Source organism: Flavonifractor sp. An4 (assembly GCF_002161755.1).
GTDB lineage: Bacteria > Bacillota > Clostridia > Oscillospirales > Oscillospiraceae > Flavonifractor > Flavonifractor avicola.
Genome location: NZ_NFIL01000024.1, coordinates 1 through 24,381, shown reverse-complemented (window position 1 = coordinate 24,381; position 24,381 = coordinate 1). Strand labels below are relative to the sequence as shown.

Here is a 24,381-nt window from a genome sequence, read left to right as displayed (position 1 = left end):
GAACCACATGAAAAAACTGCTTGCGCCCCTGTGCGCTTTTGGCCTGCTGCTCTCCGCCTGCGGACAGCCCGCCGCCTCCCAGCCCCAGGATGAAAACATCCTCCATATCGTGGCCACCACCTACCCGGTCTACCTCTTCACTACCGCAGTGACGGAGGGTGCGGAGGGTGTAGAGGTGAGCCTGCTGGTGAACCAGCAGACCTCCTGCCTCCACGACTACACCCTCACCGTGGCCGACATGAAGGCCATTGAGGGGGCCGACGTCATCGTCATGAACGGCGCCGGACTGGAAGATTTTATGGACGACGCCCTGTCCACCTCCTCCGCTCAGGTCATCGACTGCTCAGAGGGGATGGATCTGCTGCCTGCCCAAGGCCATGAGGGCCATGACCACGACGCCGAATATGATCCCCATATCTGGATGGACGCCACCTATGCCAGTCTCATGTTGAGTCAGATCTCCCAGTCTCTGACCGAATTGGACAGCGCCAACGGGGACCTTTACGCCCAGAATGAAAGCGCCGCACAGACCGCGCTGACGGAGGCGGACCTCAGCTGGCGGGAGGCGCTGGCGCCCTACAAGGGCCGCTCCATTGTCACCTTCCACGACGGCTTCCAATACTTTGCCAACGCCATGGGCCTGACCATCTTTAAGGCCATTGAAGAAGAAGAAGGTTCTACCGCCTCCGCCCAGGAGCTGGCTGAGATCGTGGACGCCATCAAGCTTGCCCAGAAATACGACCTGGGGACCATGCCCATCTTTACCGAGGTCAATGGTTCTACTGCCTCCGCTGACACCATCGCCCGGGAGGTGGGCTGCCAGGTCTATCAGCTGGATATGATCATGAGCGGCAAAGGCACGGGTATCCAGCCCTATTTGGATGCCATGCAGAAGAACATTGATACCATTGTGGAGGCGTTTGGATGAGCGTACACAAACACGGAACTTCCGGCCCCGGCTGCGCCGGTTCCTGCTGCCTGAAGGTGGCCGACCTGGGGGTCAACTTTGGCAATGAAGAGGTCCTCCACGACGTATCTTTCCACCTCCACTGCGGGGAGATCGTGGCCCTCATCGGCCCTAACGGAGCGGGTAAGAGTTCCCTGTTCCGCACCATTCTGGGGCAGATCCCTCACTCCGGCGTCATTGAGTTTCAGCGAGCCGGCGGCGATAAGACCCGGCCCCTTATCGGCTATGTGCCCCAGTCCCCCAGCTTCGACCGTGGGGACCCGGTAAGCGTATTTGATTTCTTCTCCGCCGCCATCTCCAAGTGGCCGGTGTTCCTGCCCTCCCCCAAAAAGCTGCGGGAGCGGGTATCCCAGTGTCTGGCACGGGTCCACGGCGAAGGGTTGCTGGACCGGCGGATGGGAGCCCTGTCCGGCGGCGAGCTTCAGCGGGTGCTGCTGGCTCTGGCGCTGGAGCCCCTGCCCCATATCCTGATCCTGGACGAGCCTCTCTCCGGCGTGGACGTGGACGGCGAGAAGCAGCTGCTGGATATGCTGGACGAAATCCGCACCCGGTTTGACCTGTCCATTCTGCTGTCCACCCACGACTTTGCCACCCTGGACCAGTACGCCGACAAGGTGATTCTGCTGAAAAGCCAGGTGCTCAAAGTGGGGCCGCCCGACGAGGTTCTCTCTTCTCCCGAATTTCAGGAGGTCTTTCATCTGGCACTGGGGAAAGGGGGGCGCACCTGATGGAACTGTGGTATTCCCTGGTGGAGCTGCTCCCCTTCGAGTGGGCAGCCCCCGGCACCATGTACTTCATGAAAAATGCCCTGCTGGCGGTGCTGGTGATCTCTCCCCTGTTCGGCCTGCTGTCCACCATGGTGGTCACCAACCGAATGAGCTTCTTCTCCGACGCTCTGGGCCACTCCGCCTTTACCGGCATCGCCATCGGCACTCTGTGCGGTATGGCCGACCCCATGTGGGCCGCCATTCTGCTGGCCGCCGCCTTTGCCCTGCTCTTTACCTACGTCCAGCGTAAGTCCAACATGGCCAGCGATACGGTGATTGGTGTGTTCTCCTCCACCGCCGTGGCTCTCGGCATCTTTATAGCCACCTTTGACAGCGGTAGCTTTACTAAGTTCAACAGTCTGCTCATTGGTGATATCCTCAGTGTGGAACCGGGAAAGATTGCCCTGCTGGCGGTCATCCTTCTGGTCGTGGTAGTGCTGTGGCTGTGCTCCTTCAACGGACTGATGCTCTCCTCCATCCACCCCACCCTGGCTGACAGCCGGGGCGTCAAGGTGTTCTGGCAGGAGGCCATCTTCTCCATGGCCATTGCCGTGGTGGTCACCGTGTCCATGACCTGGGTGGGCCTGCTGGTCATCAACTCTCTGCTGGTCCTGCCTGCCGCCGCCGCCCGCAATCTGGCCCGCAATATGCGCCAGTTCCATCTGATCTCCATTCTGGCCGCGGTGGTGGCCGGGATCGCTGGACTCATGACCTCCTATGAGCTCAGCTCCTCCGCCGGCGCCTCCATCACCCTGTACCTGGCCCTGTGGTTTGCCATCACCTTCCTGCTGCGGAAAAAGCGGATGTAACCGTTTTCGGCTCCGGAGAGATCCCCCTCTCCGGAGCTTTTGACCAAATCCAGCCCCAAACTTGATTAAAGCTTTACCTCCCTCCTCTTGTTCTTTACCAGACTTGCGCGTATACTAAGCACAGATCAAACAACAGACAGGGAGGTGAAGCAATATTATGTACAATGATGTGGATGAGCTGATTTTTGGCAGCAATGAGCAAGTTGTCTCCAGCGAGCGATAAGTCCTTTCCACCAACGGACAAGAACCACACCTTCGGGTGTGGATTTTTGCGTTTTGCGGGAAAATTTAAGAAATTTTAATGACAGTCTGCCGTAACATATGGTAGCCTATAGAACAGAACACAGAAAGACGAGGCGACGCGCTTTGAAGAATTCCCGAAAATGGCTTCCGGCCCTGCTGCTGGCCATCCTCCTGCTGGGCGGCAGCGGACTGCTACTCTGGAAAACCGGTTTTTTCTCCTCGCTGGGCTCGCTGGACGCCATGCGGGCCTATATCGCCCGTTTTGCACCCTTTTCTCATCTGTTCTATTTTGTGATCCAGCTGCTTGGCGTGGTGGTGGCTCCCATTCCCAGCAACATTACCGCTCTGGCCGGCGCCCTGCTCTTTGGCCCCTGGCCCGCTTTCCTGCTCACTTGGGCCGCTGTTGTTGTAGGCTCTACTTTGGTATTCTGGTTAGCTCGGGTGCTGGGGCAGCGGTTTGTGGACCGCTTGGTCAGCCAGAAGGTATCGGAAAAATATCTGGACATCATCCGCCGCAAGCGGGATGTGTTTCTTTTTCTTGCCTTCCTCTTCCCCTTCTTCCCCGACGATCTGCTGTGCATCCTGGCCGGTCTCACCGATATCCCCCTGAAACGTTTCTGCGTTCTGGTACTGGTGGCCCGGCCCTGGGGCCTGCTAGTGTCCTGTCTGGTGGGCGGCTCAGTGCTGGCCATCCCCTATTGGGCCATGGCCCTGCTGGGGGCGGCGGGGCTGGCCGTTTTCCTGGTCTGTATGAAATACGGCGACCGCTGGGAGCAGAAGCTGCTGGAGCGCTTTAAGAAATGAAGCGTATCTTATGGTTTCCACTGTTGGAGGGCTGTCTCTACCTGATCTTTCTCTGGCTGGACCTGTTTCGGCCGGACAGCGGATGGGATATTCCAATCAAATATCTCTCCATCCTGCTATGTTTCTGTTTTGTCCTTTGGGCCGGACAGGGACGGGACGGTTTGCTGATGAAAATTGCCCTGGGCTTTACCCTGCTGGCCGACCTGTTCCTGCTGGTACTGGACCATTGGTATCTGATAGGGGTAGCCTGCTTCTGCGTCGTGCAGCTGCTCTATCTGACCCGCATCGCCAAGCTGCGGCCGGAAAAGCTGCCTCTGCGGCTGACCCTGCGGGGATTGTTGGCTGTTGCCGCCCTGATAACAGCCTGGCGGCTGGGGGCACTGGACGGTCTGACTGCTCTCTCCCTCTTCTATTTCTCTCAGCTTGTTTGCAATGCCCTGGAAAGTCTCAGTCTGGGTATCCCCTTCCGGGGCTTTTCCCTGGGGCTGTTTCTCTTTGTGGGCTGCGATCTCTGCGTGGGGCTGCAAAACCTGTCCGCCTGGTTCCCGGCGGCAGGCGGTCCTCTGGTGGAATTGGCCCGGGTGGGGATGTGGCTGTTCTATCTGCCCTCCCAGGTTTTGATCTCTCTGTCTGTCAAAAGGAAGTGATCCCATGCGGCTGCCCAAAGCAGTTACCGCTCTGGCCGCTCTGCTGCTGGCCCTGCTGATTCTCAGTTTTTCCATCGCGGTCCCCATTCTGTTCCGTCCGTTCTACTACATCCAGATCGATATGCTGGATCTGCCTGAACGTACCGGCTGGTCGGAGGAAACCATCCGTGAGGCCTATGATGAGGTACTGGATTTCTGCGTCTTTGGCAAGCCCTTCGGCACCGGTCAGCTGGCCTGGTCCCAATCCGGCTACAGTCATTTTGCCGATGTACGGGAGCTGTTCCTGCTGGACTTCTGGGTACTGGGCATCAGCGCCGCCGCCTGCCTGCTCCTTTTGATTCTCCGGCTTGGAAAACAATGGGTCTACAAACCGCTGCTGGGGCACGGCCCCGGCTTTTGGGCCGGCGTAACCGCCGGTGGGCTTGTGCTGATACTGGCCGGACTGGCCGCTCTGGATTTTAACCGGGCCTTTGTGATCTTCCACGCCATTTTCTTCCCCGGCAAGGACAACTGGATCTTCGATTCCGCCACCGACCAGATCATCCTGGTTATGCCGGAGGAGTTTTTCTGCAACTGCGCCATCCTTATTGGGGTGGTACTCCTGACCTGCTGTACCGTCCTGATCCTCACCGACCTTCTGCGCAGAAAGAAATAAGGTACAGGCCCGCCGCGTGTAAACGGCGGGCCTTTTGCTCCGCACCAACCGGCCGGACACACATAGAATGGAGCGGAAGGGAACTATCCCTCCAATATCTGCTAGGAGGTATTGCAATGCCCGACAAGATGATGCCCGGTCCGGTCCAGGATGCGGCCTGCATCCGGGAGGCCGTATGCATACACACGAAAAAGATCTACGATTCCTGCAAGGATAAGGATTGTATCGAAGATCTGCGTTTCTATCCCACCCAGAGTTCCCAGGCGGCCATTGAGCGCGCCGTCAGCATCAAGGCCGGCAAGGCCGAGCTGCTCTATGTGTACATCGATGTGGAGCCGGTCGGCTTCAACCGCGGTTTCTACACCGTTGACGTGCGCTACTTCTACCGGGTCACCGCCGACGCCTTTGTGGGCGCTGCCCGGCCTGTGGAGGTCAGCGGCCTGTGCGTCTTTGACAAGCGGGTGATCCTGTTCGGCAGCGAAGGCACCGCCAAGATCTTCTCCTCTCAGACCTCGCTGGAAGGTCTGGATGAGCAGATGCTCCGCCAGAGCAACCTGCCCACCGCCGTGGTGGAGGTGGTGGACCCCATCGTCCTCAACATGAAGCTGGTGGATGTATGCGAGTGCCATCCCTGCGACTGCGAGCTGTCCGACGTGCCCCCCTGCATCTGCGGCTGCTTCAACAGCGAGCTGTGCTGCGGCAGCCAGGGCAAGCGGATCTATGTCACCCTGGGCCAGTTCTCCATCATCCGGCTGGAGCGGGATTCCCAGCTGCTTATGCCGGTGTACGACTACTGTATGCCCGAGAAGGAGTGCGCCTGCGGCGGCGGCGAGGAGGACCCCTGCGAGATCTTCCGCCATGTGAAGTTCCCCGTCAACGAGTTCTTCCCCCCCAGCAGCCCCACCCCCGGCGGCGACTGCCATCCTCAGCTGAAGGGCTGCTGCTCCTGACCTTTGCCCCACCCCTCCGTACCAGCTATCCCGGACCCGGCCAGCAAGCCGGGTCCGGGATGGTTTTTCCTCCATTGTCTGGATGAACTGGAGGGAGGAGAGCCATCATGATGGAGGCTCATATTCCGGTATTCTGACGCTGCACAAACACCCCCTGACCTGCCCGTTGAACTGGGGCAGGTCAGGGGGTGTTTTATTGATTGGGCTTTTGTGGATATCAGCTGTCCTCCCGGTTATCCTGCTCTGGTGGAAGGGGATGCCACGCCGGCGGCTCCTCTTTCCGGTGAAACAGCCGCCTGATCCGCTCCAGAATGGCTTCCACAAAGTGAAACCACAGATTTCCCAAAATAACGATAACCAAAAGCACCAATACAATGGTGCCAATCTCCATCAGGGGCATGGGACGCCTCACTTGGTGGCAAAGCGGTTAAGGAAGAAGTCGGTAAAGGCCTTCAGTTCCTCCTCCTGGGACACATAGACGTACAGGCTTTCATCCTCCAGCCAGTCGTAGGCGTTGATCCCGATGTAGCTTCTCTTGTCCGGATAGATGATAAAGGCGTCGGTGGGATACTTGTTCCGGTAGGCCTTCAGGATCTCAGCGCGGCGGTAATAGGTGGGGTCCCCGCAGCCGGACAGATCAGGTACGGTAGGCACCACTACGATGGTCTGACTAGCCTCGTTCCAGCCCACGATCAGATTTCCGATTTTGGTCTTGCTGCCGTGGACAAAGCCATAATTGAACCGGCTCACATCCTCGGTATAGCCGAAAATCAATTTGTATTCATCTCCGTTTTCCACCACCTGATTAAACAACACCCGCATCTTTTTTGCGTTGGCGTTGCTCTTCTCCATATCTACCTCAGGTCCCTTGAACAATTTGCTGAACAATCCCATAGCTGTTTCCTCCTGCACATTTTATTTTGAGACGGCTCCGCCGTCAGCCTGACAAAATAAAGATATTTTTATATTTTTGTATTTATTGAGTTTATAAAACAGTCCGCCTGAACAGAGGGCCAAATGGTTCCGCTCAGACGGACAGGTGTTACACACCGTCTGCCGGCGCTTTGTGTTTGAATTGCTCCAGGCAGTCCACAATGGCATTGATCTGAAACGCAATGGTCTGCTGGGCCGCTTCCGGGGCAAAGAGGGGCAGCGTTTCCGGTATGGCCCGGCAAATGATCATGGCAGACAGGCTTAGGTTGGTAAAAAGCCCTATTCTGGCCGGGTCTGCTTTGACCCCGAAACACTCCAACAGGCTGCCGAACAGCGCCCTCTGCTTGTCCCGAAAGGTCCGATAGCTTTCTTCCGACAGTCTCCGGAAAATCAGCCGCTGCTCCTCCACAGACAACACCGCGATGCCGTTTTTTTCACCATAGCAGCAGGTGTATAAGAACTGCCGGACACCCTCCCGCCAGCTCAGCCCAGGATCGTCCATCAGACTTTGGGCATAGGCAATGAGCTTTGGCTGCTGGAGATAGAGCATCTCCACAATCAGATCCTCCTTGGTGGGGAAAAAGGAATAGAAAAAGGTCCTGGAGATCCCCACCGCCGTATAGATCTGCTCCACTGTGGTGTGCTGGATTCCCTGCCTCGTCATCAGCTCCAGCCCCGTGGTGACCAGTGCCTGACGAATCTGCTTTCGTTCCTCCTCAGAGTAGGCGACTTTCGGCATTCCGCACCTCCCAGATAAAAACAACTTTTTATCTTTATCTTTATTTTATCATATCCCAACTGGATGTACAAGAAAAAACGAATCCACCGCCCCGGCTTACAAATTTGCCAGCACATATTTCAGCGCAAAGATCACTGCGATACCGTAGGTAAAGGCGGAAACCTCTCTTCCCTTTCCACGCAGCAGCTTGATGAGGCAATAGCTGATCAGGCCAAAGGCAATCCCGTCAGAAATGGAATAGGCAAAGGGCATGACCGCAATGGTGAGAAAGGCCGGAACAGCGCATTCCAGATCGTCCCATGGAATAGATGCAGCGCTGCGCATGGTAAGCACGCCTACGATGATCAGGGCAGGGGCCGTGGCTGCCGCAGGGATGATCCCAGCCACCGGCGCCAGAAACACCGAGCACATGAACAGGACTCCTACCACCATGGAGCTCAGACCGGTGCGCGCGCCTTCCGCAATGCCTGCCGCCGACTCGGCAAAGGTGGTGACTGTGGAGGTACCCACACAGGCCCCGCAGCAGGTAGCCAGAGCGTCGGCAACCAGAGCCCGCTCGCTCCGCTTTTCCGTCCCTTCCTTCAGCCCTACATTGGCAGACAGGCCCACCAGCGCCCCCAGGGTATCAAAGCAGTCCACAATCGCGAAGCTGATGACCGCCGTCAGCAGCGGCAGCAGCCCTTTCTCCAGCACACCCCCCAGATCCATCTGGAACAGGACCGGCGCCAAAGTAATGTGTTCCATGGTCACTGTCTCGGGAATCTGGGTCACGCCCAACGGCAGGCCGACCAGAGTGGTGATTACAATCCCCAGCACCACCGCGCCCTTGACCCGGAAGGCCATCAGCACAGCGGTAAGCAGCAGCCCTGCCAGCGCCAGCAGCCCCTGTACATTCCACACCCGCTGTCCGTCTACCAGGGTGGACAGCTGCAGTGCGGGCACCGTGCCACTGAGGGTGATCACCTTTACATTGAGCAGTCCGATCAGCGCGATAAACAATCCGATTCCAGCCGAAATGGCGTGCTTCATAAAGTCAGGGATGGCACGAATCAGCTTTCCCCGCAGCGGCGAAAGGGTAAAGGCCAGAAAGAGCAAGCCGCTGAGCAGTACAATGGCCAGTCCCTCCTGCCAGGTATAGCCCATTCCCAGACATACCGTATAGGTAAAAAAGGCGTTCAGGCCCATCCCCGGCGCCTGCGCAAAGGGCAGATTGGCCAGCAGTCCGGTCAGAAAGCAGCCGATGGCCGCCGATACACAGGTGGCCACCAGCACCGGTCCCCAGAGGGACTCCGGCATAGCCGGGAAAAAGGGCTGGGCCTGAGTGCCCACGTTGGCACACAGCGTATTGGGATTAACAAAAATGATGTAGGCCATGGCAAAAAAGGTGGTAATACCTCCGACGATCTCGCGCCGCACCGTACTGCCCCGGGCCGTGATCTGAAACCTTCTGTCCATTCGTTCCTCCCCTTCATCACACAATACTCCGCAGGAAAGGCAGGCCCTCTCCGCCTGCCTTTTCCACACACCTTCTTATCATACACCAGCCATTCCTCTGCTACAACCCTGAATGCTCCGCCCATACTCCGACCAGAAGCTAGCCAACCACTGTCGCCGATGCTGCCCGCCATTTTGCTTAAATTTTGTATGCGCGATTTACCTAGTTCCTTGACACATCATGATTCCAAGAGATATAATTATTGTCGAATTTTGGGTTTTCATGCGGAATTTTGGAGAGAAATGCAAAACACTTTGCTATGTGTGTGATATAGGGCTGAACATAAGAGGAGGACACGTCCATGGGGAAAACTGCGCGCTTTTATCCCAAAGCCTGGGTCCAACGAATCTTATCCGGGCTGCTGGCAATGATTCTGCTGCTTTCTGCCGCAGTAGGAACGGCAGGAGCGTCCGGCTCGGCCAAAAACTCCGTCTCCCGCGCCATCGCCATTGTATTTGACAACTCCGGCTCCATGTACATGAGCGGAAACAAGGCCTGGTGCCGGGCCACCTACGCCATCGAAGTCTTTGCCTCCATGATGAATCAGGGGGATACGCTCCAGGTGTTCCCCATGTATGAGGTCACCGCCAACGGGAAGAGCTACACCAGCCAGTCCCCGGTGACGGTATCCGGCGGCAGCGATATCTCCGCCATCCGGGATATGTACACCCCCCACGCGGGAGATACCCCTATCGAGACCATCGGAGATGCCCATCAGGCACTACAGCGCAGCACCGCCGATGAAAAGTGGCTCATTGTGCTCACCGACGGCGCGGAGTTCTATGAAAATGGCGCCGGTCTGGGGTCTGCCACCTCCGCCCGACTGTCCGAAGTGCTCACCGAGTACAATAAATCGGCCAATGTGCTCTATTTGGGAATTGACTCCGTCGCAGTCATGCCCACAGTGACCAGCAACGGTCAGTATCAGTATTACGCGGACAAGGCGGCCAACAGCGCCGACGTACTGAGCAAACTGACCAATATGTGCAACATGATCTTTGGCCGGGACAAGCTGACCGCCTCCGGCAATCAGATCAGCTTTGATGTATCCATGAACAAGCTCATTCTGTTCGTTCAGGGGAGCAACATCAGCGGCGTGACTTTAAAGGATGCCTCCGGGGCATCGGTAGGCAGCCCCAGCCTGGAATACAGCCCCCGCTACAGCGAGAAGGGCGCCGGCAGCGGTATCGGCTCCGGCTCCTTCGGCATCGACAAAAGCCTGAGCGGTTATATCGCCATCTATGACACGCCTCTGGAGGCCGGAACCTATTCTTTGAGTTACTCCGGCGACGTAAGCAACGTCAGCGTATACTACGAGCCCGATGTGGATCTGGTGGCCCAGCTCACCGATGAGAGCGGCGCAGTCATCACCTCTTCCTCCGAGCTCTACCCCGGCACTTATTACATCAACTACGGTCTGGTGGACAAGACCGGCAACATGACCACCTCCACCCTGCTGGGTACTACCAACTACGAGGTAACCTACACCATCAACGGCAAGGAGCAGACCGTTACCAGTGACAAGAGCGGCCAGGTGGCTCTGGAGCTGAAAGAGGGGGATGTACTGGACGGAAAGATCCACGTCTCGTACCTCAGCGGCTACTCCATTACCAAAGACAGCAGCCAATTGGGTTGGCCCTCCGGCGGTTTCCAGGTCACGCCCCGCCCCGCCGGTTCTCTGGAACTCAAGGTGTCCGGCAGACAGGACAGCTACGCGCTCTCCACTCTGGAGGATTCTCCCTGCCAGGTGCAGGTCTACTATGAGGGCTCCCAGCTCACCGGCGAGGCTCTGGAGCAGGTGAAATTCAACGCCGCGCTGGATGGCGGCAACGCCGGCTATGAGCTGATTCGGGAGGGCGACAACTGCGCTCTCTATCTGCGCTATGCCGGTTCGGCGGAGGCTACTGACTGCGGCGACTATCACATGATATTGTCCGCCAGCTATACCGATGAATTTGGTGTCACAGCCCAGAGCAATGAAGCCGCCTGGGACTTTGCCGTGGAAGATGACAGCTATCAGCTGGCCATGGAATTTGAGGGCCCCGGCTATTTTGTCATCGCCGACCTGGAGAACAGCGCCCCCATTCTGGTGAAACTGTCCCTCAGCGGGCAGCCCATGACAGACGAGCAGCTGGCTGCCACCACCCTCATCGTGGAGGCAGACGGGCTGACCGTAACCCAGGAACCCCTGCCGGGAGAGTCGGCCTATGCCCTGCATATTGCAGGAGATGAACACGCCGTCTCCGGCAAGTACGGTCTCCGGGTCCGCGCCGTTACCAACGACCAGATCGGCAGGGAGATCTCGGCAGAGGGCACCAAGCAGGTGGAGCTGAGCACGTATCCCCTGTGGCTGCGCTACCTGATCATCGCCCTGATCATTCTGCTGATCATCGCCCTGATCCTCTTCTACCTCAGCCGCAAGATCCTGCCCAAGAAAATCACCGTCAACAGTGCCCAAACCGTATTCACCGTAGACGGCGAGATGGTCCAGGGCGCAGCCAAATGCAACTACTCCGGCGGCGGAAAAAAGCGGGGCTCCATTCAGGTATCCACCCCCGCCTACTCCGGCTCACCGCTGGTAAAGGGCGGCTTTGCCCTTCAGCTGCAGGCCGTCACCCCCCGGCGGGTCAAATCCAATCGCCGCCGGGCCCTGGTCACGACCATCTCCCCTTCCAATACCGCCGCCCTTACCTCCCTTTCCATCGGTACTCATACCCTGGTCAAATCCGAGGAGGGCAACGAGATCATCTGGGTGCTGGACGGCAAGCAGATCCCCAGCCCGTCGGCTGCCACAAACTTCGAGATCGGCGGCAAACCCACCTGCACCTTCATCGGTGAGACCATCACCGGCGAATCCTTTACCCTGTCGGTCCAGCTCCAGTTCAAATGAGCACCGGTCCCGTTTTATGAAGCCGCAATAAAACAACCATCCCAACAGCGAGGAGTATGATACCAGATCATCAGGAGGGAATGACATGAGCAAAGAGATCATCAAGGAAAACGTCGTAGCTGCGCCCACCTTGTTTATCGGTGTTGGCGGTACCGGCTGCAACATCGTCAAACGGGTGGCCGAGAAGTGCCGCCCCGGCGAGAAGGAAAACATCAATTTTGTCTGTCTGGACACCAACGTCAACGACCTGTCCGACATTGCCAAAAGCAGCGCCCATATCTACTATGTCCAGACCTCCAACACCCAGACCGTGGGTGACTACCTGGACTACGATCAGGACGCTCTAAAAAACTGGTTTCCCAAAAACGCCGTCATGTACGACAAGACGGTTTCCGAGGGCGCCGGTCAGGTGCGTGCTATCTCCCGTCTGGCCCTCAACGCCACCATCAAGACCGGCAAGCTGAAACCGCTGTATGACGCCATTGACGACCTGTTCCGCAAGGACGGCAAGGCCCTCAAGCAGGCCATGCGTATTGTCATTGCCTCCACCGCCTCCGGCGGCACCGGCTCGGGCATCATCCTGCCGCTGTCTATGATCGTCCGGGATTATGTCAACACCAAATATCCCAACACCTCGCTGATCGTGCGCTCGGTGATCCTGCTGCCCGAGACTCTGGACAGCGTCATCGACTCCACCGCCGAGCGGGAGAGCCAGCGCCGCAACGCCTACGCCACCATCAAGGAGATCAACGCCTTCATGATGAAGGGCTCCGGCTTTATGGACGTGGGCGACAGCGATCTCAGCCGCTATAAGGATCTGCACATTGATTTTGCCAATCCCGGCACCAATGAGCTCAAGCGCCTGTCCCTGCTGCCCTTCGACTTCTGCTTCCTGATGGACGGCCAGAACGCCGAGGATACCACCATGGCAAACCTGGAGCAGTATAAGGCCCAGGCCGCCCAGGCCCTGTACGAGCAGAACATCGGCCCCATGCAGGCCAACGCCTTTTCCGTGGAGGACAATATCATCAAGGAGATGTCCAACCCCGGCAACCTGGGCCGCAACCGCTTCGGCGGCATCGGCGCCGGCGTGATCCGTTACCCCTATGAGGATATTGCCGACTACATTGCCTACGGCTGGGCCATGGACAGCATCGGCGGCGAAGGCGACGTGGCCAAGTGGTCCAAGTATGACCACGCCTATGATGTGGCCAAGCAGGACGCCATCAAGAAGGGCCTGTCCCAGAGCGAGATTCCCACCCGCGGCGAGGTATATACCGGCAAGCTGCGTACCGCCACCGATAACTTCTCCAAGGATCTGAACGCCCGTTTCCTCAACGACGCTGACAAGCGGATCAAAAACTTCTTTAAGGCCGTGGATGAGGAGATGATCGCCTCCCTGTCCACCGACTCCGCCATCCGGGCCACCCGGGACGCCGCCAATGCCCTGGCCACCGAGATCGACTATGAGGACGAAAACAACCGGGGCCACGCGGTGGAGAACAAGGACAAGCTGCGCAACTATGAGGCCATGCTGCGCTCCCGGGCCAAGAAGGTGGCCGCCAACGCCGCCGAGGCCCTGTTCATGAACGAGAACAAGACCATCAACGAAAAGCGCCCCTGCACTCTGGAGTTCCTGCTGAAGAACGCCTTCGGCGAAGTGTGTCACCCCAACGCCGCCCGCTATATGCTCTACCAGGCCAAGATCGAGATGGACAAGCGGGTGCGCACCACCACCTCCACCCTGCACAATGTGATTCTGCCCCGGCTGGAGCTGTACGCCCCCGACGCTTACGACACCGGTATGTTCGATCACGAAAAGACCAAGCGGGTGGAGGCCAACCTGGACGATCTGTGCTCGGCGGAGCAGGACCCCGACAAGCGCAAGGCTAATCCTGTTGGTCCACATCCTGCTGAAACGGATCCTGATCTCCATCTTCCAAGTGGTCTTCAAATCCGGCGGTAGTCTCCACGACCTGTGCGCGGAGCTCTTCTACGAGCAAGACGAGGAGAGTTCCTTCTGGTATGTCCGCAGCCACTTCGGCCAGGCCCGCACCTATCTGAAAACCATGTACTATGCCGCCATGGCCCTGTCCGCCGCACTGGTGCTCTTCTCCTGCGAGCTCTATCGCAACGACCTGCTCTCTGTCCCCTTCTATCCCGTATTCGGCCTGCTGATTGTGGGCGAGATCTACTTCTTCGCGGATGGACTGGACCGCCAGGAGCTGACCAGCTACCTTACCGGCGAGGCGGACCACGCCAACAGCGTCACCAACTATGTCCTGCTCCGGAAGGTGCTCTCCAAGCTGTTTGGAGACAAGCTGGGGGCGGAAAATACCACGGTGGACTCCGGTCTGCTGGCAGCCCGGACCAACGACGCCCTGCTCCAGCAGCTGGAGCAGAGCGATGATCCCAAGGTGGAGGCCTACGGCCGCTTTATGCGGAAGAAAGTCCAGAGCGGCCTTCAGCTGGACCACAACTACCTGGCCTCCGGTCTGGAGCTTCTGCAGGAGCACAGTATTCTGTTCAACAATCCCTTCTACTACGATCTTATCCCCTATGTGTTCTACCCCATGAACCGGGTCATGCTCCGCCGCAAGAAGGTACTCATTATTTTGGGCCGCCACTCTGTGGAGGACGACATCATTGCCTGGTGCCAGGAAGGTTTGGCCTCCATCTCCAACATTCCGGGTATGTGGAACATCGGCGTGCTCTCCGACGCCCCCCAGGCGCTGGATGTGGGCATCATCAGCCGCTCCAGCGTCCACGACCTGGCCCTCCATGAGGCCAACGACGCCTTCTTCCAGGACGTGGAGTTCGTGGTGGTGGTGGAACCCTCCAAGCTGGTGACCACTGCCCAGATCGGTCTGAACTCCATCATGCGCCGCTGCCGCCAGGACGGAAAGCAGATCACCTTCTGCTCCACCGATAAAAACTGCGACGGCCTGGTAGACGCCCTGTCCCATATCCTGCTGTCCAGCTTCACCGAGGTGTCCGCCACAGAGCACCACAAGGGGGTCTCCTCCTATATGTGCTGGGACGGAGACGGCGACCACTTGCAGCACCGCCTGCTGCCCAACCTCTCCCGCTATCTGGGCGTAGGCACCGAGCTGTCCTTCGCCGCGCTGAAAAACCAGGTGCCTGTAACCGAGTGGTATGGCGGCGACAGCTTCCCGGTGGTGGATATCCACTGGATCGCCAAGCAGTACTACTATGATCTGCTGCACTATGCGGAGCTGCCCACCTCCCAGGAGGCCATGGACGAATACTTCCAGACCACCCCCAACCTGTGGAATGCCCGGATCCGGGAGAACCACTTCCTCACCGTAGAGGATGAGGGGAATAATATGTTCGAGATGAAGCGGCTCTTCTCCACCCGGGCCCGCAACCAGGGCTTTGTCAACATCATCTCGCCGGAGTATTTGCTCAAGGACTATATGCTGGAGAATGACGGCATTTTCAACGCTGACCCCAAGGCCATCCCCTATATAGTGGCCGACTATGCCTCCACCCAGCGCAATATCATCCTGCGGCTCTGCCTGAGGATGAGCACCGGGCCGGTTAAAGAGGCGGACATCCAGCAGGAGCTGATGCTGGGAGACATGGACCAGGGAGAACTGCCCGGCAGCCTGTGGCATAACATCTGCCTGTACTGCGGCAGCCGCGGTATCAGCCGCACTGACAAAGCTGGCAACGAATGTCTGGTCTTCTCCCACGGAGAGGCTGAAACCGTCTTTGGGATCGATACCCTGCAGGTCAAAAAGAAATACTCCCTGGAGCAGGGCCGGATGGAATTGCTGTACTCCATCACAGATCCCAAGTTTATCTCCATCGTGCTGGGCGATCTCCGCAACGCCGGCTACATCGCCGAGGACGAAAAGGGCGAGAAGCACTACCTGGGCGCGGAGCTGCGGGGCCATGTGTTCCAAAAGTACCTGCCCGGCCAGTTCTTCACCTTCGGCGGTAAGTATTATGAAATGCTCCGGGTCACCAGCGCCGGTCAGGTGCTGGTACGCCGCGCCGCCGACCACATCACCGGCCGTCCCGCTTACCGCCAGATCCGGAATTACTACCTCTCCAACGTGGTGGATTCCGAGGCCATGGGCGACCAGATGGACATTGCCGGGATGCACATCGTCCGGCAGTACGCTGACATTCGGGTGGAAACCCCGGCCTACTGGAAGCTGGATCAATACAACAACTTCGCCGGGGGAAGCGTGGTCTCTATCAACGGCGTGCCCAACCGGGTTTATCAGGCCAAGCAGCTGCTGCGGATTACCCTGCCGGACCGGGATGGTATGCTGACCAAGGAGATCTGCGGCACGGTGGCGCTCCTCTTCAACGAGATCTTCCGCACCCTCTTCGCGGAAAATCAGCCCTACATCGCTGCAGTCATGCCCGGTGAAGCTGCTGCTCCCACCACCTACAGCCTTCAGGGTGAAAACGGGACGGAGCTGGAGGACGGGTGCATCTACATCATTGAGGACAGTCAGCTGGACCTGGGCCTTCTGGTCACGGTACAGCGCAGCCTCAACCGTATCTTCTCCATACTCTGCGATTATCTGGACTGGCACATGGAGGCAATGGATCTAAGCATGAATCCCCCTCCCGCTCAGGAGCCCCCCGACTTTACTGCGCCTCCCGCCGAGGAAGAGCCGCAGCCGAAAAAGGGCTTCTTCAGACGGCTGTTCCAGAAGATCGGCAACTTCTTCCGGAAGCTGTTCCGCCGCAAGCCCAAGGAAAACACCATGCCGCCTCTCATGAGCACCGCTCCGGGAGGCTTGGGTACCGAAGCCCCACCTTCCGACGATACCTCCGTGACAAAACAGCCAGAACCCACCTCTCCCCTTCCGGAGGAGCCGTTTGCTGACCAACCTGTCGAGGCGGAAGCCGCTGTTCCTGATGCTACCATCGAGGAGAGCTCCAACGAAGTGGTTTCCGACCAGGATGTTCCTGCCGAGGAAATTGCCGAAGATGCTGACACCAATCCCCCGGCTCCCATCCAAGAGAATCCGGCTCCGGTTGAGCAGAACTCCCTTCACTTTGAGCCGGAACAGGTACAGGCCGGCGGCGGAAGCCCCATTTCCCGCAAGCCCTACCACCTGCGCTGCTATCTGCTCTACGGCGGTACCCAGGTGCCGGAGCAGATCGACGTACAGGGTACCAGGGATTATCTGGAGGCCCTGGGCTTCGGCAACAGCGAGCTCAAGCAGGCCCGGGCGGGCCGGGACACCGCCGAACGGATCGGCCAGGATATCCTGCGGGACGGCAGCCGTTGCTGCGACTTCTGCGGCGTAGAGCTGACCGGAACCGAGTATGAGATCCTCTCGGACGGCCGGGACCGCTGTATTACCTGTAGCCGAACGGCAGTCAAAACCGAGGAAGAATTCCGGGCCATCTACCAAACCGTGGTGCAAAACCTGGAGATCTTCTACGGCGCTAAGATCTCGGCGTCGGTCCGGGTGGAGATGGTCAACGCGCAAAAGCTCCATCGGCGGCTGGGCAAGCGCTTTGTTCCCACCGGAAAGAGCGACGGCAGAGTGCTGGGCGTAGCCATCCGGGACAAAAAGGGCTATACCATACTGGTGGAAAACGGCGCGCCCCGGATGCAGTCCACCATGACCATCGCCCATGAGCTGATCCACATTTGGCAATACCTCAACTGGGACAGCAAAGCCATCCTGAAACTGTACGGCAAAGCCCAGGAAATCGAGATCTATGAGGGCATGGCAAAATGGGGCGAGATCCAATATGCCTACCTCATCGGCGAACGGGCTCTGGGCAAGCGTGAGGAGCTGCTCACCCGTATGCGGGACGACGAGTATGGCCGCGGCTTCAACAAATATCTGGCCCGATATCCGCTCTCCACCGACGTGCAGCTGCCCGGTCAAACCCCTTTCACCGACAAGCAAAAACCCCTTTAAGGTAGTGAAAACACGCCCCCTGTACGGCAATTCGCTGTACAGGGGGCGTGTTTCTTTATCGTTGTAAAGCGTTGTCTTTCCTGCTATAATGTCTTTGCCCACATCAATCAGAATGATGCCGCCAGCCGGCAGATTTGGAGGATGCGCTATGAAAAAATTGACTCGCGGCCTCTCCGCTCTTCTCCTTTGTCTGGGCCTTCTCTCCGGCTGTACTTCTCAGCCTGAGGCTTCCAAACAGGATGCCATTCCCTTTGAGGACGGCCAGTACTATGCTGTGGCCTATCTGGGATATCAGCAAATCGATGATCTGGACTACTATGTGGAGCATTATCTGGATCATGACAGTCTGCCCATTCACTATCTCTCCGCCGGAGACTACTATCTGGTGATCCCCAGATATACGGGTATGGAGCTGTCCCTGTACCGCAACGATCTGGAGACCTCCCAACCCATTCTGATCTACCAGGACCCGGATTGCCAGCCCTTTATCCTCCAGTGCAACGCCAGCGATATCTTCGCCGACGCTACCATCCGTCTGACCTACAAGGACGAGACGGCAGAGTTTTCCCCCTTCATCTCTCTGAAGGACGGCTCTGTAGACATTGGAACACAGGGACTGGATATCACCAAAGATTCATAAATGGAGGCCTGCCATATGACCAAAAACGACGCTTTTCTGCACCTGAACGATCCGCTGCCCGCAGACATTGCCCGCCGGAAGGAGATGGGCGACCTGGCAGGCGCCATCCGGCTCATCGACCAGCGTTTGGCCAGCCGCACCCAGCCTCTGCTGGCTCTCCGCCTGGAGGCGGAGCGGCTGCGGCTGACCCGTCTGCCTCACGACTACCCCTACTCCCGTGCCGAGGCCCTGGCTATGATCCGCGCAGAGTGGCCCCAGTGCACGGAGGAACAGTTTGACACTCTGGTGGACCACGGGCGCATCGACTGGCGCATGGTTGACGGGGAACTGCGGTGTCAGGAGCGATTCCTGGAATCTTTGCGTATTTACCCCAGAGAAGCCCCCGGTCTCATACAGGAGCCCCAGGATCACTCCGCCCGGGACGCCGTTTTGGCCAGGATGGAGGCTGAGGGTGCCCTCACCGCCCGCATCACGCTGCGGGCCACCATCCGCTCCCTGGTGCCGGTGACCAGGCAAGAAGTTCAGGCCTGGCTGCCCATCCCCGCCGCCTGTCCCCAGCAGAGCCGGATTCAGATTCTGGACCACACCCCCGGCGGCATAGCCGCTCCGGAATGTGCCCCTCAGCGCACCATGTGGTGGCGGACACAGGGGGTGGATACATTCTCCGTAACTTACCGCTATCTCATTCGGGCCCAGTATACCGACCCCATGACACTGCCGCTGGACCCTGTTCAGCCCACCTTCGATCTGGAGGAGCAAGCTCCCCACATCGTCTTTACTCCCTACCTGCGGGCACTTGCAAAAGACATCTGCCGGGGGTGCTCCACACCGGCAGAAAAAGCCCGGGCTATCTATGACTATGTGACCGGCCAAGTGGACTACCGCTACCAACCCGCCTACCTCCAACTAGACTGTATCGCCGACCAGTGCGCCAAGACCCTGCGGGGAGACTGCGGCGTATTTGCCCTGCTCTTTATCACCCTGTGCCGCATCTCCGGCATCCCCGCTCGTTGGCAGAGCGGCCTGGCCGTCCGGCCCGACAGTGTTGGCCCCCACGACTGGGCCATGTTCTATCTGGCGCCCCATGGCTGGCTGTGGGCAGACTGCTCCTTTGGCTCCTCGGCCCGGCGCAATGGAGAGACCGAGCGCCGCCGGCACTACTTCGGCAGCCTGGACCCCTGGCGTATGGTGGCAAACAGCGCCTTCCAGGCGCCTCTGACACCGCCCATGCAGGATTGGCGGCAGGACCCCTATGACAATCAGGTAGGCGAAGTGATGGTGGGCGGCCGGGGACTGGATGCCTCGGAGCGGGAGACCAGCCAGGAGCTTCTGGAGTTTGAGCTGCTGCCCGGAGAAACCTGATAGGCATCCTACTGTCGGAGGACTCATCCGACCTTCCGGGCCATTGTAACCAGGACCCCGCTCCTTGACAGGCTTCACCTAAAACGATAAAATGATAAAAAAAGGAACTAAGGCGTGGGAAAGATGAAGGTTACACCACAGGAAAAAACCATATTGGACGCGGCCCTGGAGGTCGTAGCAAGGGAAACCATCAGCCGAACCAGGATGCACCTGATCGCTGAAGAAGCTAGGATGTCCCAGTCCAATCTGCACTATCACTTTAAAACAAAAGATGCACTGATGAAGGCACTCTTCTGCATGATTCAGGATACGTTTACAGAGCGTCGCAAGCAGGATGCTGTGGATCCGGACACACCCGTTGAAAGTCAGATCGCGCATTTCTTCCAGGAGCCCAGACGCCTGTTGGACGAAGACTGGCGCTATGAAACGGTACAGATCGATTTCTGGCTGTATGCTCATACAGAGCCGGAGATGCAGGAGTTGTTTGACGAGAGTTATGAGGGCTGGCGGGAACAGGCCATCCGCCTGATCGCGCAGGCTTATCCCGAAATTCCCGCCGAAACCCAGCGCGCACTGGGCTATATTATGGTATCCATGTTCGTAGGCGCCGTCATGCTGATTATGAATCGTGCCGACTTTGATTTGGATCGCTATTTTGAGGTATGCACAAATTTGATCCTTCTGGAGCTAAACAAGCTGCATCAAGCAGGTTGATTGGTTCCTATACAGAGAGCGCCCCCGGAAAGAGATTCTTTCCGGGGGCGCTTTTATCATGCCTGTACAGTTGATGGAGCGGTGTGAAGGTATTCCATGAGCATATCGCAGCAGAGGGACGCATACAGGTCCAAATCTACTGTCAGCTTGGAATTCAGCACCTGAAGGGACTCTCCCATCATCATGGAAACCATGATATGAGCCAGAAGGGCGGCCGTTTCTGCTTCTACTGCAGGATCATACAGACGAATGGTTTCTGCAATATGCTTTCTCCAGATCTCATAAGACTGATAGAACTCCTCGTTGATCTCAGGATCCACCCGTCCCATGCACCAATAGTCAAACTGGGTTCTGTCATATTGAGGTTCTTCCTCAATAATCTGCTTTTTCTGCTCAAAGAAGCCAGCCAACTTGTCTGCCAGGGAATTGGAGTGTTGGTTGAGTACCGCCTCTCGCTTTTCTGAAAAGTTTTTCTGGATATAGCGCAGCAGGGCCAGCAGCAAGTCCCGTTTTGTCTTGAAATAGTAGTGGAGATTGGACTGCACCACTCCGGCCTCCTCTGCGATCAAACGCATACGGGTCCCGTTGAGTGTTTCCCTGTCTACCACCTCAAACGCCGCAGTCAGGATCGTTTCTTCCATAGGATTATATTCCATGATCGGCATCCTCTTTTCTGCCATCCATTTCGTATCATCAGTATATCAAACCGGTCGTAAAAAATCAAATTCATTAAGCTGACTGACTAGTCGATTTATTCTCTGGGATGTGATATATTTGCCATACACCGGCACAAAGCCGTCAGAAATGGAGGATCATTATGGAAGTCATCAAGTGGAGCGCCAACAAAATGCCCAAAAGCGGGGACCAGCAGCTGAGCGTCATGGCTCTGGATGAGGTGCAGCGGGCCCGCAGATTTCACCGGAGTTTTCCCCAATACGCTGTTGCCCCTCTTGCCAGGCTTTCCCGTATGGCCGGACAGCTGGGGCTGAAGGATGTGTTTGTCAAGGATGAGTCCTACCGGTTTGGTCTGAATGCCTTTAAAGTCCTGGGCGGTTCTTTTGCCATGGCCCGGTACATCGCCAAAGAGCTTGGTAAATCTGTAGACGAGATGAGCTATGATTACCTGACCAGCAACCAGCTCAAGCAAGAATTTGGACAGGCCACCTTCTTTACCGCCACAGACGGCAACCATGGCCGCGGTGTGGCGTGGGCTGCCAACCGCCTGGGGCAAAAAGCCGTTGTCCATATGCCCAAGGGCAGCAGCAAGTCCCGCTTTGACAACATTGCCCGGGAAGGTGCCAAGGTGACCATTGAGGAGGTCAACTATTCCCGGTGTACCAAAGGCTACTATATGCGGGGCCGGACGCCATACGGTTTTGATACTGAGCCCATCGTCATGGACGGGATCAAGACAAAGAAGCTGGTGGAAAATGCGGAAATGGATTTTGCCGAACTAATATATCAAATGTATGCGGAACCGAGTTCCTCTTATGGAGATATAACACGGTATTTTGTGGCCCATGATATTAAAGTTTATGGCAAGGCACTAACACGAGCATTTATCGCTCAACTGCTGAGAAATCCTGTTTACGTTAAGGCCGATATGGCCATATCGCAGCGGTCAGCCGCTGTCATCAGTCCCGCCAGCAGGGCATTCTGATGTCCCCGGTTGCGGCTTAGGTCCACGCCGCTGAACAGCGGATTCTCCCTGTGGAGCTGTTGGATGATGCGCCAGGTACTATCCCTGGAACCATCGTTGACAAAGAGTACCCGGCTCTTCTCCGAGATCTTGTCCGCCGCCATCAGAGCCTCCAGTTTGTCCCTTAGTCGCCTGGCGGTCTCAGGCAGCACGGCCTCTTCGTTGTAGCAGGGCACTACAATATAGAGAATATCAGCCATTTTAAGATTGTCTCCTTATCCAGCATAAATAGTTCTTTATGAAAGAAGACAAAATGCAGTCCAAAGTGCAACCGGCATCGTCGGTGAGAACAGAAAAAACGGCCTGGACACAGGAAATCCAGACCGCTTTTTTGCAAAGGCTAAGAAATGATCGGCATCATCTAATCAACCAAAGCAGATAAGCAACAAGCGTTTTTTCCAAAAAATCAAAAAAAGAAATCCTGTAACCCTTGTGGTTACAGGATTTCTTCGTGGTACGCCCGAAGGGACTCGAACCCCCAGCCTTCAGAACCGGAATCTGACGCTCTATCCAATTGCGCTACGGGCGCATCTGACACGTTCTTTTAACGTGCCAGATTATTATAGCAATCATCCCCCTGTTTGTAAAGAGTTAATTTTGATTTTTCCTAAAAAACTTCCAGTCAGCTCTTATTTACACTGCCCCCAGCAGCCTTGAGGCAGTGGCTGTCAGCAAACAAAGGCAGATTCCCAGCGCTGTTGGGATGACCACAGCCAGCACCGTCCATCTTACACTGCGTGTTTCCCGCGCGATGGTTAGGCAGGTGGTGGAGCATGGCCAGTGGAACAGAGAAAACAGCATGGTACACAGTGCTGTGGTCCAAGTCCAGCCGTTTACCACCAACAGTTCCCGAAGAGCCTCAAGGCTTCCCGTATCTTGTAAGGTTCCAGTGGACAGATAGGACATGAGAATGATGGGGATCACAATCTCATTGGCAGGGAAGCCTAATATAAAGGCCATCAAAATAGTGCCGTCCATGCCCAACAACCGGCCGAAGGGGTCCAGAAAACCAGTGCACCAGCCCAAGATGCTGGTTCCTCCTACAGTAATGTTGGCACATAGCCAGATCACCAAACCAGCGGGCGCGGCAACGGCGACCGCCCGCCCCAATACGAACAGCGTACGGTCCAGCACCGAACGGACCAGAATCTGCCCCACTCTGGGGCGGCGGTAGGGCGGCAGCTCCAGGGCGTAGGCCGACGGAATCCCCTTCAGCAACGTATTGGATAAGAGACGAGATATGCCGAAGGTCATAACCACGCCCAGCAGAATGGCCCCGGTGAGCAGCAGTGAGGATACCATTCCCTGCCACAACCCTCCTGCCGTACCCACAAAAAACATGGTGATCAGAGCAATCAGGGTTGGGAATCGCCCATTGCAAGGAACAAAACTGTTGGTAAGAATGGCAATCAGCCGTTCCCGGGGAGAATCGATGATGCGGCATCCCACTACACCGGCGGCATTACATCCGAATCCCATACACATAGTATATATAATAATGCAAATAAAAACAGCCCTCTGGAAGTCCGAAGGGCTGTTTGAGTTTATCATTCTTTAGATGACATATTGTCCCCCGCCTGATCTACTTTGGACTCCAATGCTGCGATCATCTTGGTGAGCCAGGCGGGAATGGGGGCCCCCAGAGCCCCGGCGTTCTCGATGATGGAACCCGCCTCGGTGAGGATGTACCAGATCACCACCAGGGGGCAGAGCAGCACCGTGTAGGTGAAGGGCAGCTCCACCCCCGGCACATGGGCCAGCAGGCGGCCAATGACCATGTCCAAAACGGCCGCCACAATGACGGCCACCACGCTGCCCAGCTTGTGCCAGATGCCGTCCCTAGCCGACTTGCTGGACCACTCCCCCGCCCGCAGAGCGGCAGCGGAGCCGGTGGCGTAGTCGATGATCATGCACACGATCCAGGCCACCACCAGCCAGCCGAACCACCCCCACAGGGCGGTAAGGGCGGCACACACAGCGGCCACCGCCGCCTTGAAGGAATTGATGTGCTCCATGTCAGGCTCCTTTCTCCGGCAGCAGTCCAAGCCGGTCCAGCACCACGGCAGCCTCCTGACGGGTCAGCCCGTCCCGGGGCCGGGTGCCGTCGAAGATCCCGGCGGCCACGGCCTTGCTCCACGCCTCC

At 57.4% G+C, this 24,381-nt stretch carries 19 protein-coding genes, 1 tRNA gene and 3 pseudogenes; 14 read left to right on the top strand and 9 right to left on the bottom strand.

The genetic code is table 11. The features are described from left to right. Positions 1-7 precede the first annotated feature (7 nt). The 7 genes from B5F94_RS11055 (at position 8) to B5F94_RS11025 (ending at position 5,842) form a co-directional block, all read left to right on the top strand. Complete coding sequence (locus B5F94_RS11055; RefSeq protein WP_087330154.1) at positions 8-928, top strand: metal ABC transporter substrate-binding protein; 921 nt, start codon at positions 8-10, stop codon at positions 926-928. Further along, positions 925-1,695 (top strand): metal ABC transporter ATP-binding protein, encoded by a 771-nt coding sequence (locus B5F94_RS11050; protein ID WP_087330152.1) that lies wholly within the window; start codon positions 925-927, stop codon positions 1,693-1,695. Before B5F94_RS11055 ends, B5F94_RS11050 begins: the two co-directional genes overlap by 4 nt. Beyond that, positions 1,695-2,543, top strand: a complete 849-nt coding sequence (locus tag B5F94_RS11045) for a metal ABC transporter permease (protein WP_087188721.1) — start codon at positions 1,695-1,697, stop codon at positions 2,541-2,543. Before B5F94_RS11050 ends, B5F94_RS11045 begins: the two co-directional genes overlap by 1 nt. Positions 2,544-2,909: 366 nt before the next feature. Further along, positions 2,910-3,590: a TVP38/TMEM64 family protein gene (locus B5F94_RS11040; protein ID WP_242965661.1), complete on the top strand. Its 681-nt coding sequence runs from the start codon at positions 2,910-2,912 to the stop codon at positions 3,588-3,590. Continuing rightward, positions 3,587-4,237, top strand: coding sequence for a lysoplasmalogenase family protein (locus tag B5F94_RS11035; protein WP_087330148.1), 651 nt, complete (start codon positions 3,587-3,589; stop codon positions 4,235-4,237). The genes B5F94_RS11040 and B5F94_RS11035 overlap by 4 nt, the downstream gene beginning before the upstream one ends. Before the next feature lie 4 nt (positions 4,238-4,241). Continuing rightward, the gene (locus tag B5F94_RS11030) at positions 4,242-4,892 is read left to right on the top strand and encodes a TIGR01906 family membrane protein (protein ID WP_087188724.1); all 651 of its coding nucleotides are present in this window, start codon (positions 4,242-4,244) and stop codon (positions 4,890-4,892) included. Positions 4,893-5,008: 116 nt separating this feature from the next. Then, positions 5,009-5,842, top strand: a complete 834-nt coding sequence (locus tag B5F94_RS11025; protein ID WP_087330146.1) for a hypothetical protein — start codon at positions 5,009-5,011, stop codon at positions 5,840-5,842. A 217-nt stretch (positions 5,843-6,059) separates the two neighbouring features. Here the strand turns inward: B5F94_RS11025 and B5F94_RS11020 are convergent, their stop codons facing one another. The 4 genes from B5F94_RS11020 to B5F94_RS11005 all read right to left on the bottom strand — a co-directional run bounded on the left by B5F94_RS11020 (position 6,060) and on the right by B5F94_RS11005 (position 8,969). Continuing rightward, a complete protein-coding gene (locus tag B5F94_RS11020) occupies positions 6,060-6,242 on the bottom strand; it encodes a hypothetical protein (protein WP_087330144.1) in 183 nt (60 codons plus the stop codon). Positions 6,243-6,250: 8 nt separating this feature from the next. Next, positions 6,251-6,736 carry a hypothetical protein gene (locus B5F94_RS11015; RefSeq protein WP_087188727.1) on the bottom strand — a complete coding sequence of 162 codons (486 nt, stop codon included), beginning with the start codon at positions 6,734-6,736 and terminating at the stop codon, positions 6,251-6,253. Positions 6,737-6,884: 148 nt separating this feature from the next. Further along, entirely contained in the window at positions 6,885-7,514 is a 630-nt protein-coding gene (locus tag B5F94_RS11010; RefSeq protein WP_087330142.1) for a TetR/AcrR family transcriptional regulator, read from the bottom strand. 96 nt (positions 7,515-7,610) lie between these two features. Continuing rightward, a complete protein-coding gene (locus tag B5F94_RS11005) occupies positions 7,611-8,969 on the bottom strand; it encodes an NCS2 family permease (RefSeq protein ID WP_087330140.1) in 1,359 nt (452 codons plus the stop codon). Between the two features lie 341 nt (positions 8,970-9,310). On the opposite strand from B5F94_RS11005, the gene B5F94_RS11000 reads away from it, so the two are divergent. From B5F94_RS11000 to B5F94_RS10975, 6 genes are all read left to right on the top strand, one after another. Then, complete coding sequence (locus tag B5F94_RS11000; protein ID WP_087330138.1) at positions 9,311-11,899, top strand: hypothetical protein; 2,589 nt, start codon at positions 9,311-9,313, stop codon at positions 11,897-11,899. An 85-nt stretch (positions 11,900-11,984) separates the two neighbouring features. Beyond that, positions 11,985-13,865 (top strand): tubulin-like doman-containing protein, encoded by a 1,881-nt coding sequence (locus tag B5F94_RS10995; protein ID WP_087330135.1) that lies wholly within the window; start codon positions 11,985-11,987, stop codon positions 13,863-13,865. Next, positions 13,798-17,823, top strand: a complete 4,026-nt coding sequence (locus tag B5F94_RS10990; RefSeq protein ID WP_087330133.1) for a hypothetical protein — start codon at positions 13,798-13,800, stop codon at positions 17,821-17,823. Before B5F94_RS10995 ends, B5F94_RS10990 begins: the two co-directional genes overlap by 68 nt. A 148-nt stretch (positions 17,824-17,971) precedes the next feature. Next, positions 17,972-18,463, top strand: coding sequence for a hypothetical protein (locus tag B5F94_RS10985; protein WP_087330131.1), 492 nt, complete (start codon positions 17,972-17,974; stop codon positions 18,461-18,463). Positions 18,464-18,478: 15 nt separating this feature from the next. After that, positions 18,479-19,825 (top strand): transglutaminase-like domain-containing protein, encoded by a 1,347-nt coding sequence (locus B5F94_RS10980; protein ID WP_204247488.1) that lies wholly within the window; start codon positions 18,479-18,481, stop codon positions 19,823-19,825. Positions 19,826-19,948: 123 nt separating this feature from the next. After that, entirely contained in the window at positions 19,949-20,539 is a 591-nt protein-coding gene (locus B5F94_RS10975) for a TetR/AcrR family transcriptional regulator (protein WP_087330129.1), read from the top strand. Positions 20,540-20,595: 56 nt separating this feature from the next. On the opposite strand, the gene B5F94_RS10970 is transcribed toward B5F94_RS10975, so the two are convergent. Continuing rightward, a complete protein-coding gene (locus tag B5F94_RS10970; RefSeq protein WP_158100282.1) occupies positions 20,596-21,195 on the bottom strand; it encodes a TetR/AcrR family transcriptional regulator in 600 nt (199 codons plus the stop codon). 158 nt (positions 21,196-21,353) lie between these two features. Between B5F94_RS10970 and B5F94_RS10965 the strand changes: the two are divergent. Continuing rightward, positions 21,354-21,866, top strand: a pseudogene (locus B5F94_RS10965) (pyridoxal-phosphate dependent enzyme); the annotation flags it as partial. Between the two features lie 272 nt (positions 21,867-22,138). On the opposite strand, the pseudogene B5F94_RS10960 reads toward B5F94_RS10965, so the two are convergent. The 4 genes and pseudogenes from B5F94_RS10960 to B5F94_RS10945 form a co-directional block, all read right to left on the bottom strand. Continuing rightward, a pseudogene (locus B5F94_RS10960) lies at positions 22,139-22,438 on the bottom strand (glycosyltransferase); the annotation flags it as partial. 252 nt (positions 22,439-22,690) lie between these two features. Then, a tRNA-Arg gene (locus B5F94_RS10955) sits at positions 22,691-22,767 on the bottom strand. A gap of 104 nt (positions 22,768-22,871) precedes the next feature. Continuing rightward, a pseudogene (locus B5F94_RS10950) lies at positions 22,872-23,726 on the bottom strand (nucleoside recognition domain-containing protein); the annotation flags it as partial. A 59-nt stretch (positions 23,727-23,785) separates the two neighbouring features. Continuing rightward, entirely contained in the window at positions 23,786-24,253 is a 468-nt protein-coding gene (locus tag B5F94_RS10945; RefSeq protein ID WP_087330124.1) for a phage holin family protein, read from the bottom strand. Positions 24,254-24,381 lie beyond the last annotated feature (128 nt).